The following is a 13,832-nucleotide window of genomic DNA, read 5'->3' as shown; positions in this document are numbered from 1 at the left end:
CTCAGATGGACAAATTATTGATTTTCATCTGCATCATTTCGCTCAGAGCAGGAGAGGCATCGCTTTTCACACCCGCTTCCCATGCGCTACGCGCACCTTGTTTGTCGCCTTTACTCAACAACGCTTCACCACGCAGATCGGCAACAATGGCCGCCCACCCTTCACCTTTAATGGTTTCGAGTGTTTTCAGCGCGGTATCAGCCTGTTTAAGCTGAACCTGAACACGAGCCAGACGCAGGTTTATCACTGCTTTGAGATTTTCATCGCTGGTCGCAGCCAAGCCTTGTTGCAGTTGGCTTGCGGCTTTCTCAAGTTCATTTTGGTCAACAAACTGCTGCGCCAGTTCCAGTGAAGCCAGCGCGCCATAGGTATTTTTATTCTCTGCAGCAAATTTCTCAGCGGCAGGAATGCTGTCCGGTTTACCCGCGCTAACCGCAGTTACCGTATTTTGATACGCCAGAGAAGCAGAGCGTGCGGACTCCGTCTGATGGCTGGTCCAGTAACGCCAACCAACCAGCGCGCCAACCCCTAAAATGATCCCAACAGCCAGCGCCTTGCCGTTTTCAGCAAAGAAGCGTTTTACCGCATCAACCTGGTCGTGTTCGTTCTCGTAAATTTCCACGCTGTCCTTCTCCTTAGCCCAGTAAAGTGCGCAAATGCGCGGCAACGCTATCCTGCGCTACTGCCGTTTGCTCACCAGAGCGCAAATCCTTCACTACAACAGTACCGTCAGCCACTTCGGACTCGCCCAGTACCAGTGCAACGCGGGCGCCCCACTTATCGGCACGGGCAAACTGTTTCTTAAAGTTGCCGCCACCGTGGTTTGTCATCAGTTTCACACCAGGAACTTCATCGCGCAGACGTTCTGCAAGCGTCATTGCTGCCGACTGCGTGTCCGCCCCTGAAGCGACCAGGTATATATCGACAACAGGATCTGCGTTAAATTCCGGATTAACTGCCTGAACTAACAAAACAAGTCGTTCCAGACCCATAGCAAAGCCCACGGCAGGCGTTGCACGACCGCCAAGTTGCTCTACCAGACCGTCGTAACGACCACCGGCACACACGGTACCCTGAGAGCCCAGGCTGCTGGTGACCCACTCAAATACGGTGCGGTTGTAGTAATCAAGACCACGAACCAGACGCTGATTGACGGTGTAAGCAATGCCTGCGGACTCCAGCAGTTTGCACAAGCCCGCGAAGTGCTCGCGCGAGTCGTCATCCAGATAGTCGCCCAGTGCAGGCGCGTCGTTGAGCAGCGCCTGCACTTCCGGGTTTTTGGAGTCGAGAACGCGCAGCGGGTTGGTGTACATACGGCGCTTGCAGTCTTCGTCCAGTTTCTCTTTGTGCAGTTCCAGGTAGGCAACCAGCGCATCACGGTAGTTAGCGCGGGCTTCAAGCGAACCGATCGAGTTCAGCTCCAGGCTGACATGCTGAGAAATACCCAGCGCGCGCCACCAGCGAGCGGTCAGCATAATCAGTTCCGCATCGATGTCCGGGCCTTGCAGGCCAAACACTTCGACACCCAGCTGATGGAATTGACGATAGCGTCCTTTCTGCGGACGTTCGTGGCGGAACATCGGCCCGATATACCACAGACGCTGTTCCTGATTGTACAGGAGACCATGTTCGATGCCGGCGCGTACGCAGCCCGCAGTCCCTTCAGGACGCAACGTCAGGCTGTCGCCATTACGGTCCTCAAAGGTATACATCTCTTTTTCAACCACGTCGGTGACTTCACCGATCGCGCGTTTGAATAACGGGGTCTGCTCTACAATCGGCAAGCGGATTTCACTGTAACCGTAGCTGCCGAGCACGTTTTTAAGAGTGCCTTCAATGCGCTGCCAGATGGCGGTTTCGCCAGGCAGATAATCGTTCATGCCGCGAATGGCTTGAATGTTTTTTGCCACGTTTATTCTCTTTATGAATATAAAAATGAACCCTCAGCGCTAACCCGAACAATGCGGGCGCCATGCGGGTTCAATCATACACGGGAAGCATGCCGCTTCCCATCACGTTGTTATTTTTCAAGCTGCTGCACGTCGATACGACGCGCTTCGTCCAGAATACTTGCTTTGGCACGAATGCGGGCTTCAAGCTGCGTAATCATGTCGTCGTTATCGAGTCTGTCCTTACGCACGCCGTCTTCATACAGGCCGCTTTTCTTGTTACCGCCCGTCACGCCCAGCGTAGAAACCAGCGCTTCACCAGGGCCGTTTACTACGCAGCCGATGATCGAAACGTCCATTGGCGTAATGATATCCTCCAGGCGTTGCTCCAGCGCGTTAACCGTACCGATAACGTCAAACTCCTGACGCGAACAGGTTGGGCAAGCGATGAAGTTGATCCCGCGCGCGCGAATGCGCAGCGATTTCAGGATATCGAAACCAACTTTGATCTCTTCCACCGGATCGGCCGCCAGAGAAACACGCAGCGTATCGCCGATCCCTTCAGATAACAGCAGGCCAAGGCCGATCGCGGACTTCACCGAACCACTACGCAGGCCACCAGCTTCGGTGATCCCCAGATGCAACGGTTGATCGATCTGTTTCGCCAGCAGGCGATAGGATTCTACGGCGAGGAAAACGTCAGACGCTTTAACACTAACTTTGAATTGATCGAAGTTCAGACGATCGAGGTGATCCACGTGGCGCATCGCGGATTCCAGCAGCGCCTGAGGCGTCGGTTCACCGTATTTTTCCTGCAGATCTTTTTCCAGCGATCCGGCGTTGACGCCGATACGGATAGGAATATTTTTATCACGAGCGCAATCCACCACCATGCGAATACGCTCTTCACTGCCGATATTACCTGGGTTAATACGCAGGCAATCAACGCCGTATTCCGCCACCTTCAGTGCGATACGATAGTCGAAGTGTATATCGGCAACCAGCGGGACGTTAACCTGCTGTTTGATAAGCCTGAACGCTTCTGCGGCATCCATTGTCGGTACAGAGACACGAACAATGTCTGCGCCTACGCGTTCCAGCGCTTTAATCTGATTAACCGTCGCTTCCACGTCCGTGGTACGCGTATTAGTCATAGACTGTACGGCGATGGGCGCACCATCGCCGATCGGCACGTTCCCAACGTAAATGCGTGTCGATTTTCTACGTTGAATTGGAGCCTGGTTATGCATTAAAAAATCTCCCGCATTGCCGTCTGTTACTGAGCCGGTGATTGTTCGGCATTAACGGTCAGACGCGCAACCTGGTTAGTTCTGATAAAACGACTCAGATCGACAGGTTTACCCTGGAACTGAATCTGCACTGCCGCCGGAGCACCAATCTTCAGTTTGTACGGTGCCTGACCGGTCAAATTCAGATTGCCATCTTTACGCTGCATCCCGCTGAACAGTTTTTTACCGGTCGCATCGGTGACTTCCAGCCAGCAATCGGCGGTAAAGTTCATCACCAGCGCGTTAGGATCGGCTGCAGGTGTAGTCACACCTGCCTGATCGGTCGGCAGCGGTGCCGCGGTAGCTGGCGCTGTGGTTGCAGTATCGACGTTAGCCTGAGAAGGGGCAACGACGGCGTTTTGTTGCGCATCAGCAGCCGGGGCCTGAGCCGCTGCGGTATCTTGTTGCGCTGGCGCTGAATCCGTTACCGCGCCATTTTCAGCAGCCGACGTGGTATCCTGGCTTGCTGCAGCGCTGGTATCTAACGGTACATTCTGCGCACCCTCTTTACCGGCATTCAACTCAGCGGAGGATTGATCGGCCATGGTGGTGATCTCTTCCTGCTGCGCTTTATGGTTCTGCCACCACCAGGCGCCAGTCAGTCCGACAACGACAAACAGTACCAGCCAGGTAAAGGTCATTAACCAGCCGTCGCGTTTCTTACGACGCTTACCGAGCGAGAAGCTCTGCATCGGTGCGACTTTGGCAGGACGAATCGGAGCCTGTTTTTCCAGCCCTGGCAACAGTTCTTCTTCAGGAATATGCACCAGACGCGCATAAGAACGGATATACCCGCGCAGGAATGTTGAAGCGAGATCGGCTGGCGCCTTATCTTCTTCAATATCGCGTACCGTGGAGACCTTCAGGCAAAGTCGCTCCGCGACTGCCTGCTGGCTGAATCCGAGTTGTTCACGGGCATTGCGCAGACGAATGCCGGTGGATAGTGTTTCATTTTTGTCGTGCGTGGCTTCAGTATTCATTCGCTACAGCTGCGTAATATTTGGGTTCTGATGCCGGCGAGCCACAATGCTCACCCACACCGCGAAACATCTGGTCAGTTAACCTTCGTCAGACAGTATAAAACGGTCAGACTATCAATGACAAAACGGCGTAAACCTGAGGGCTAAACACTTGTTACGCCGTTACATACTGCCTTAAAGTCGACAAAAACGCACCGTTATTATTGACCTGACGACGACAACAAAAAACCTCATATGGCTTACGTTGCACTACGGTACAAGAATTATACCGTAGTGCGCCAACATCAAACGGTCTTAATGTCGATAGCGTCGCCCTGCATACGCTTACGCAAAGTACGCTTGGTACGGTCGATAACGTCGCCCGCCAACTGACCACAGGCTGCATCGATGTCATCGCCACGTGTTTTACGCACAATGGTGGTGAAACCATAGCTCATCAACACTTTGGAGAAACGATCGATACGGCTGTTAGAACTACGGCCATACGGCGCGCCCGGGAACGGGTTCCACGGGATCAGGTTGATCTTACACGGCGTATCTTTCAGCAGTTCTGCCAGCTGATGCGCGTGTTCAGTGCCATCATTGATGTGATCTAACATCACATACTCAATGGTCACACGGCCCTGGTTAGCGTTGGATTTCTCCAGATAACGACGAACCGCGCCAAGGAATGTTTCGATATTGTACTTTTTGTTGATCGGTACAATTTCGTCACGAATTTCATCGTTCGGCGCATGCAGAGAAATCGCCAGCGCGACGTCAATCATATCACCCAGCTTATCCAGCGCAGGGACAACGCCCGAGGTGGAGAGCGTGACGCGACGCTTGGACAACCCAAAACCGAAGTCATCCAGCATGATTTCCATCGCCGGCACTACGTTGGTCAGGTTGAGCAGCGGCTCACCCATCCCCATCATCACCACGTTGGTGATAGGACGCACGCCCGTTGCTTTGACCGCGCCGACGATTTTCGCCGCGCGCCAGACCTGGCCAATGATCTCCGATACCCGCAGGTTACGGTTAAAGCCCTGTTGCGCCGTAGAGCAGAATTTACACTCTAATGCGCAACCGACCTGTGAAGAAACACACAGGGTCGCACGATCGTCTTCCGGGATATACACCGTTTCAACGCGCTGATCGCCAACAGCGATAGCCCATTTGATCGTACCGTCAGAAGAACGCTGCTCTTCCACCACTTCCGGGGCGCGAATTTCAGCCACTTCTTTCAGCTTGTTACGCAGCACCTTATTGATGTCAGTCATGTCATCAAAGTTGTCGCTGCAATAGTGGTACATCCACTTCATGACCTGATCGGCACGAAACGGTTTTTCGCCCATCTCTTTGAAGAATTCTCGCATTTGCTGACGGTTCAGATCCAGCAGGTTAATTTTTCCATTTTTATTTGGAACCGCAGGAATGACGACTTCAGAGGTGTTAACTAATTCAGACATAATTTTTTCCGGCCTCGTTGTTACACGTTGTGGCCCGTGGAGGGTTAAAAAGAAACGCCCCGGCAAGCGATCTGCTCTTCCGGGGCGTTGCATTGTACAAAGTCTGGCGCAGGGATGCCACGTTTGCACGAAGCATTAGCGAAAATAATATGTAAATCGCTAATTCATCTCCAAAGGATTTCGCGTCGCAGGAAGGCGGCAAGTTCGAGCATCCCCGGGAGCATAGAAAACTATGTGACCGGGGTAAACGAATGCAGCCAACGCATCTGCGACGTGAAAGACGCAGGAGATTAGCGAGTGCGCGGGCAAACCTCACCTTCACCAAAGAAATAGGCGATTTCGCGCGCCGCTGACTCAACGGAGTCGGAACCGTGAGTACCGTTCTCGGTGAAGCTGTCAGCATAGTCTGCACGCAGAGTACCGGCCAGCGCATTCGCTGGGTTGGTTGCGCCCAGCAGATCGCGATGACGCTGTACGGCATTTTCGCTTTCCAGAACAGAAACAACGATCGGACCAGAGGTCATGAATTCAACCAGACCGTCAAAGAACGGTTTGCCATCGTGCTCAGCATAGAAACCACGCGCCTGCTCAACGGTCAGGTGCAGCATTTTAGTCCCGACGATTTTGAACCCTGCTGCTTCAAAGCGCGCAAAGATGCTCCCAATAACGTTTTTTGCCACCGCGTTTGGTTTGATGATGGAAAAAGTACGTTCAATAGCCATGATAACCTCTGTAATGTGTTCTGTTGTTGTCTATATAGATGTACGACCTGGCGCGGATTATAAAGAGCATCCCGGCAATTGACTATTGATGAAGGTAACATTTCTTTAAAATAAGATGAATTTTAGCAACAAACAGTCACTAACTGGTCTACTGCATCGAAAATCTCACCGTCGCTACCTGGCCTGCATCATCCATCACCAGCAGTTGATAATCCCCTTTAGTCGCCAGCCGTAACGTAAGACGACGTCCGCGTTCATCCAGCCTTTCACCGTTAAGAAACCACCAGCGTTCACCGCTCCCACCGCTGGTTTGCACCGGCAATGAGGCTTGAGCAGAACCGGGTAAACGCTTCACAATCGCGCCATCACGAATGCCTGTCAACTGCAACGGCTGCGAAGCGTCTTGTCCCAGCGGCGGACATGTGGCAGAAACTGGCGGTAATCTCGCCCCACGACGTTCTGATTCCGGTAGCCATGGCTCCAGCGGCAACGGCCAAACGATTAACGTTTGCTCGTGCGCCTGCGGGCAATCCGCCGCCACACGTTTGCCTTCATCATCCAGCCAGACAGGAAAACGAATGCCATTAACCCCTTCCTGCTCGGGCAATAATAACGTTGGCGGCTGACTGCCATCCAGTAACCAGGTTGCCAGACGGCGACGGCAGTTGCTGTCACCGGAGGCAAGAGATTGCCCGCCCGGCCAGCACACCACACCACGACTCACGGATTCAGGGCGTGGATCTTCCGGCTGATTTGTCCCGCGAGAGAGCAAAAGATTGTTGACCTGATTGAGCAACGGCACGGCACTGGCGAAACCAAACTGCCCCACCACTGGCGTACCATCGGGCCTGCCGGTCCAGATACCGATCACATAACGCGCATTAACGCCAATCGCCCAGGCATCGCGATAGCCATAGCTGGTACCCGTTTTCCACGCCAGAGGAACCACTCTGCTCAGCGCGTTATCCGGCAGCGGTTGCGCTTCGTCGGCCATAATGCGGCGAATAATCCACGCCGCGCCCGCCGACATCAACGGACGTTCCAGTAGTGGGTCACCCGGCTGCAGACGCAGTTTTCCCGCTTTTCCCTGGCGGGCAAAGGCACTGTACGCTGCGGCCATATCTTCCAACCTTGCCCCCGCGCCACCTAAAATCAGCGACAGATTCGGCGCAGCCCCTGCGGGCAGATACAGCGGTAAGCCGACGTTACGTAACGATGCGGCAAAACGCTTCGGGCCATAGGCTTCGAGTACCTGCACGGCGGGTAAATTCAGCGAGCGCACCAGCGCTTCGCTCATGCTCACCGGGCCATGAAAACCGCTGTCAAAATTCCCCGGTCGATAGTCCCCGGTTCGCCGCGGGACATCCTGCAATAACGAAGCGGGATGGATGAGTCCGTCATCCAGCGCCAGGCCATAAACAAACGGCTTCAGCACCGAGCCAGGCGAACGGATCGCATTCACCATATCCACATGACCAAAACGGGAGTCGTCATTCATATCTACCGACCCCACCCAGCCACGTACGCTCATATCGGTGTGATCGACCACGATCATCGCCAGCGAACTGCGCGCAGGTACGCGCCCCTTCCAGTTTTGCGCCAGCTCTTCCAGTTGACGCTGCAATCCGGCATCAAGGGTAGTCACGATTTTATCGCTTCGGCTTTTTCCCAGCATCATGCGCGAGAATAACGGTGCTAACTGCGGCATTTGCCGGGGTGCCAGCCAGACCGGTTCTTCACGCGACTCCTGCACCTGTCTGGCAGGCCAAATGCCCTGGGTCGCCATACGTTCGAGCACTTTATTACGCGCCGCTTCAGCACGGTCCGGCCAGCGGTCCGGACGCAGACGGCTCGGCGCCTGTGGCAAAACAGCCAGCAGCGCGGCATCGGAGTAACTCAATTGCGCGGGTGATTTACCAAGATAAGCCCAGCTTGCCGCCCCCACGCCCTGCAGCGTACCGCCAAACGGCGCGCGGTTAAGATACAGTGTCAGGATGTCGCGTTTGGAGAGATGCCATTCCAGCTGCAATGCGCGCCAGAGTTGGCGAAACTTGCCGCCAAAGGTTCGCGGATGGGGATCGAGTAATCGTGCGACCTGCATGGTGAGCGTACTGCCGCCAGAAACCACACGCCCAGAGGAGAGGTCTTGCCATGCCGCGCGCAGTACTGAAAACGGATTGACGCCGGGATGCTTCCAGAACCAGCGGTCTTCGTAGTTAATTAACGCCTCAAGGTATCGGGGCGACACCTCATCAATCGTTACCGGATACCGCCAGATACCATCCGCATCGGCGAAGCGCCACAGCGGCGTACCATCATGCGCCACCACGACCCGCGCCGGATCGACTTCGTGCAGCGGCAGCGGCCAGATTTTATCTGCTGCCCAAACCGCCGCCACAAACAATAGTGCAACGGCTGCCAGCCAGAGCCAGCAGCTGCATTTACCCAACCCGCGTATCATTTACGGTCTGACAATCAAAAGTCCCTCTGTCGCACCGGTCGCGCGCCACTGCGGAACATACATTGATTCCACCTGCGGGACAGGAACCTGGTAGGTCCCCGGCGTTACCGCCCGCGCCAGATACACCAACGTAACCGGTTGTCCTTCGTTGACCGCCACCGCGGCGACAAAGCGATCGTCACGGAACTCAACGTGCTGGATATCTGCCTGCTGCATCTGATTAAGCAGATTCGCCACTTCGCTGCCGCTATCCTGCAGGCTGGCACTGCCGTTGGCCAGATTCTGGTTTTCCAGTTCCAGTCCTGCTGGCAGTAAATCGACCACCAGCGCATCCGGCACGTTCTGGCTGGCTTTTACCTCCAGCCAGACCAGCACCAGTTCGCCGCTACGCAGCGAATCCAGCGATTTGCTATTTCCGTCAATTCCCAGGATTTGCCGCTCAATACGCAAAACGTTGCTGGCAGGCGTCGGTGCGGTTTGTGGATAACCACTCACATCCAGACGCAACCACAGCGGTAGATTACCGGTATTGGTGACGCTCAGCGTAGACAGCGCATCGGCATCCAGATTGCGGGTTAGCGATTTATCCCCTGCTAATGGTTGTTCCGAGAGTGACGTTTGCGCCTGCCACGTACCAGGCAAATCCTGTAACGTACGCGCGGCAAGGAACAACGCATTATTTTCCTGAGTCGAGAGCCAGCGCTGTCCAAAGGCCTGTTCTGACAACGTGTTCAGCAGCGTATTCTGCACGTCAGGTTTGATCTTGTTCTCTTCGAGCAAGGCCAGCATCAACGCGTTATCCCGTAAGGCACTGCCGTAATCCGCCATCCACTGTTGCGTATCGCGGCGCGGTGTATTCAGGGCCAGCGTCAACGCCTGTTCACTGCGATTGGCATCGCCCATATTTTTCAGCGCGATCCCCAGTTGTAACAGCGGTAAACCAGAGGCTGCTTGCGCACGACGCTCCCAGATCTCACGCAATGCGCCGAGCGGAGCTTTTTGCTGATGTGCCAGAACCAACGCGGCGTAGGCTTGTACGGCAAACCGGCTTGCTGAAGAGTCGTCGGTATAGCGAATCGACATCATGCCCGGATCCTGCAAATAGCGCAGTAGCCGCTCGTTGCCCCGGTTAATCACCTCTACCGGGACACTGTAGCCCTGTTCATTTGCCCGGACGAGGAAATCCATGACATACGCGGTCAGCCAGTACTCTTCCGACCCGTTTTTATCCCACAGCGCAAAACCGCCGTTATCACGCTGCATCTGCACTAAACGGGAAATCCCAATATCAACTGCCGCACGACGTTTTTCATCGCTGTCGCCCACAATACCTAACGCCTTCAATTGCGCAGCGTTGGTGTATAAGGATGGGAACAACCCGCTCGCCGTTTGCTCCAGACAACCGTAAGGGTACGCTTTCAGTTCGCGGATATAGCGCGCCAGGTTTAGCGGCGGCTTACCGCTGAACAGCAGTTGCCCTTGCATCGTCACAGGGGAGAAATTGGTCAGTTCTTCGCCCGGAAGCTGCCAGGTCGCGCCCGGCTGAAGTGCGACACCATTATTAACGGTTTGCGCCGGGAACGCCGGACGCACGCCAATCTTCCACTGTTTATGCTGAACAGGCAGCGTTTCACCCGGTAAAGTCAGACCGCTAATTTCTGCCTGAATTTCGCCATCGCCAAACCCTTCCCGCGCGCGCACCGGAATAAACAGCGTAGTCCTTACGCCTGGCGCCAGATTTACCGGTGCGGGATCTTGCCCCATCAGCTCCAGTAAACCATTGGCCGCGAGCTTAATATTCAGCGTTTGCGGTTTGTCAGTCAGGTTAGTCACGTCCAGCGTCAGGCGCGACGTATCTCCCCCCGCCAGAAAGCGCGGCATATTCAGCTCAGCAATTACTGGTGCGGCGACAATCACTTTGCTTTCGCTGCTGCCAAAGTCATCCGTCGTCCAGGCCTGCGCCATTACCCGCAGCTCGCCGTTGAAATCACCGATAGGTAACGTCACCGTACCTTCGCCCTGATCGTTAAGCGTGACCGGCAGCGCCTGTTGCGCCACAATATTGACGTGATTAACCGGTGGCTTACCGCCGCGTTTTAATTCATCGCCATCACCACCAAAGCGCAGCGCCGCCAGGCGTCCTTGCCCTTCGATCACCTGGCCGTAAATATCATAAATATCCGCGCCATAGCGTTTTTGCCCGAAAAACGCCTGCCACGGATCTGGCGTGGCGTAATCGGTAATGTTTAGCACCCCGCTATCAACGGCAGAGACCAGCACGTTAACCTGTTTTGGTACGTCGCCATTTTTGACGCTGGCTTTAATCTTGACGGTCAACGGCTGGTTTGGACGTATTTTCGCCGGGTTTTCCAGCGCCAGCGCCAGACGACGGTTTTCGTCACCTAACGGCAAATGCAGTAAACCGACCGCCCGTTTTGGCGTTGCCGAACGGGACTTGTCGCCAGGACGAACCACCAGCGCACTAAGATACAAATCGTGGCGATTCCAGGTTTTATCGATTGGGATGGAGATATCGAGACCATCCGCCGGTACGTCTATTTCTTGCCACCACAGCGGGCCTTCGCTGGATTCCACCATCGCATAACCTTTGCCAGCAGCGGGAGCGGCAACGTGCAGCTTCATGGTATCACCGGGACGATAGCTGGGTTTGTCCAGTTTCAGCGTCACGCGATCGGGACGCACAGCCCCACTGCCGTCGCTGTTATCCTGCCAGCTATAACCGGCCCAGAAGCGTACGCTGCTCACCGCATCATTTGGAGCTTTCACTTCCAGACGATAGGCGCCCCACTCAACCGGGAAGCTGACTTTACCGGTTTCATCGGCCTTAAGATCCAGAGTCTGCTCACCTTCAACCAGATCCTTTTGATCGAACTGTGATTGCCAGCCCTCGCCTTCAGACCAGTTCCAGTAATAATCTCGTCGCTCGCGGATCAAACGCACCTGCAAACCGGACACCGCTTTTTTCTCGCCTTGCGCATCGGCATACACAATGTCGAAAGCGGCGTTGCTGTTTTCATCAACGATAGGCTGATTCACGGTGGTATCGGTGCGGTAGTCATAGACGGCTTTTGCTGCAAACTGCGGACGAATGCCCGGCAGCGTATCCGCAGGCCAGATGGCTTGCTCAACCCGACGCGTCACCGGGCGGCCCCCCGACTCCAGCAGACTGGCTTGCAAAACCACCTGTAACGGGGAATGCGTCTCCTGCCACTGGCTGTTGGTGGTCACTTCGCCGCGTCCGTGGTCATCCAGCGTGAGCTGAACTTCATCGAGGCTGCGGGAAAGGTTTTCTTCGGCGATATTCCCAAACTGGAAGCCCGGCAATGCCTGAACGGCATCTCGTAATGGACGCAGATAAAGCTGCCCTTGCAGAGCATTACCGCTAGCGGGCGCGCCGTACAGGTAGTAGCCCACCACCGAGAACTTCACTTCATCAGTTGGTGCCACCGGGATCTTATTGGCGGAGAGATTGAGCGCCATCCGCTCAGGCATAAAATCTTCGACGTGGAAATCCCACATCCGCGACTGGTTATCACCGGTATTAGCCCGAATATGCCACATACCCGTTGGCGCGTTGGTGTCCAGCGGCCAGCTAAAGCGGTACAAGCCGTTTTCCGGTTGGCTAACTACCGAACGTAACACTTGTCCGTCGGGCTTCACGACCTCCAGCTTCACCGGCTGGTCGGGCAACGTTTTGCCATCGCTGTCACGCAGTAATCCGTTGAGGATCACCGTTTCGCCAGGACGATAGAGATCGCGTGGGCCAAACATAAAGAACTGCTTGCTGTATCCCGGCGCACCGGCAATATCAAATTCAGCCAGATCCAACGCCGGGAGCTTCAGATCCAGCAGCGTGGTTTGCCCGTCTTTGCGGGCCAGCAATAAAGCCGCGTCTTTATCAGTCTCCAGTTTGACATGACCCTGAGCGTCGCTGGTAGCCTGCGCCAACGTCTGTCCTTTTTCATTGAGTAACGTGACCTCAATCCCCTGCTGCGCGGCGCCGTTTTCCAGACTCTGCGTAAAGACATCCAGTTGATTATGGTAACGGTGTACAGACACACCAATATCGCTGAGCGTGAACAGCGTAGCGGCATTACTGTAGTTGTATTGTCCAGCCTGATTCATCACCGCGATGTAAACACCTGCTTGCTGCAACGGCTTGATATCGCTCAGCGGCAACAGCAGCTTCTCACGGGTGTTGCGCGCAGGATTGAGGTCAAAGCGTCCGGTATACACCAGTTCCGCCATTTTCAGCAGATTGTCAGATTCCCAGTTAGTCAACGAATTGCGGTATTCCCACTGGCTGACAAACGCACCGAGCGACTCAGGCTTCACGCGGAAGAAGTTCACATCTACGCTATTAACGTTAAGGGCCATCACCGGCAGCCCTTCAATCACTTTTCCCGGCAGCAGCGAGCCGCGACTGGCAAACCCTACGCTTGGCTGGACGTCGCGAGTAGTAATGTTTTTTTCATAATCAATAGCGAACGTCGCTTTATTCAGCGCCAGCAAATCACGCTCAATGGTAACGACCAGTTCCCGGTTAGGTTCCAGATGGCGTAAGCGTAGCTCTTTCAGATTTGGCGCCAGCTCCCAGGCACCATCCACTTTGCCGCTTTTTTTATCAACAACGTGCACGACGCGGGAAAAATCTTGATCCGGATCGAGGGGAATGGAGAAGGTCAACACGAGCGTTGCCGCACCGTCGAGCTGGACCTCTGAGGCATCCAGCAGCGTCAGCGACTTGCCCTGGCTTTGCTGCATCAGTTTTTGTAATTGAGCCTTATCTTTTGCTGGCGCTGTCTGTGGCGCAGGCGCATCAGGCTTCGCAGCCGTCGGTGATTTTTCGTTATTATTATCGCACCCGACCAGTGCCAGCATCAGCATGCAGGCCGCTACGCGTAAATGTTTCATTTTTCATCCCTGGCCGTAGTGGCCCGTTAGCTACGTAGAACAACTATTATGCGTCAGATTTCCGGCGGTGGAAGTCAGTAACTGAACAACGTTGTCTTAATTTTA

The 13,832-nt window shown here is 54.8% G+C and carries 8 protein-coding genes; all 8 read right to left on the bottom strand.

What is annotated here, in order from left to right:
- Position 1: 1 nt before the first annotated feature.
- The 8 genes from OGV57_RS17060 to OGV57_RS17025 all read right to left on the bottom strand — a co-directional run bounded on the left by OGV57_RS17060 (position 2) and on the right by OGV57_RS17025 (position 13,727).
- On the bottom strand, positions 2 to 622 hold the full coding sequence (locus OGV57_RS17060) for a YfgM family protein (RefSeq protein WP_003037727.1): 621 nt from the start codon (positions 620 to 622) through the stop codon (positions 2 to 4).
- A gap of 13 nt (positions 623 to 635) precedes the next feature.
- Complete coding sequence (gene hisS, locus OGV57_RS17055) at positions 636 to 1,910, bottom strand: histidine--tRNA ligase (RefSeq protein ID WP_003835173.1); 1,275 nt, start codon at positions 1,908 to 1,910, stop codon at positions 636 to 638.
- A 110-nt stretch (positions 1,911 to 2,020) separates the two neighbouring features.
- Entirely contained in the window at positions 2,021 to 3,139 is a 1,119-nt protein-coding gene (gene ispG / locus OGV57_RS17050; RefSeq protein ID WP_003838451.1) for a flavodoxin-dependent (E)-4-hydroxy-3-methylbut-2-enyl-diphosphate synthase, read from the bottom strand.
- A gap of 26 nt (positions 3,140 to 3,165) precedes the next feature.
- Complete coding sequence (gene rodZ / locus OGV57_RS17045) at positions 3,166 to 4,158, bottom strand: cytoskeleton protein RodZ (RefSeq protein ID WP_003838449.1); 993 nt, start codon at positions 4,156 to 4,158, stop codon at positions 3,166 to 3,168.
- 284 nt (positions 4,159 to 4,442) lie between these two features.
- Positions 4,443 to 5,609 carry a dual-specificity RNA methyltransferase RlmN gene (rlmN, locus tag OGV57_RS17040; protein WP_003037713.1) on the bottom strand — a complete coding sequence of 389 codons (1,167 nt, stop codon included), beginning with the start codon at positions 5,607 to 5,609 and terminating at the stop codon, positions 4,443 to 4,445.
- 290 nt (positions 5,610 to 5,899) lie between these two features.
- Complete coding sequence (gene ndk / locus OGV57_RS17035) at positions 5,900 to 6,331, bottom strand: nucleoside-diphosphate kinase (RefSeq protein WP_003037710.1); 432 nt, start codon at positions 6,329 to 6,331, stop codon at positions 5,900 to 5,902.
- Positions 6,332 to 6,479: 148 nt separating this feature from the next.
- A complete protein-coding gene (gene pbpC / locus OGV57_RS17030; RefSeq protein ID WP_054528645.1) occupies positions 6,480 to 8,792 on the bottom strand; it encodes a peptidoglycan glycosyltransferase PbpC in 2,313 nt (770 codons plus the stop codon).
- Positions 8,793 to 13,727, bottom strand: a complete 4,935-nt coding sequence (locus OGV57_RS17025; RefSeq protein WP_054528646.1) for an alpha-2-macroglobulin family protein — start codon at positions 13,725 to 13,727, stop codon at positions 8,793 to 8,795. It lies immediately after the preceding gene.
- Positions 13,728 to 13,832: the final 105 nt, after the last annotated feature.

Source organism: Citrobacter sp. Cf087 (genome assembly GCF_030334285.1).
Taxonomy (GTDB): Bacteria; Pseudomonadota; Gammaproteobacteria; order Enterobacterales; family Enterobacteriaceae; genus Citrobacter; species Citrobacter freundii.
This window is presented reverse-complemented; position numbering and strand designations above follow the sequence as displayed.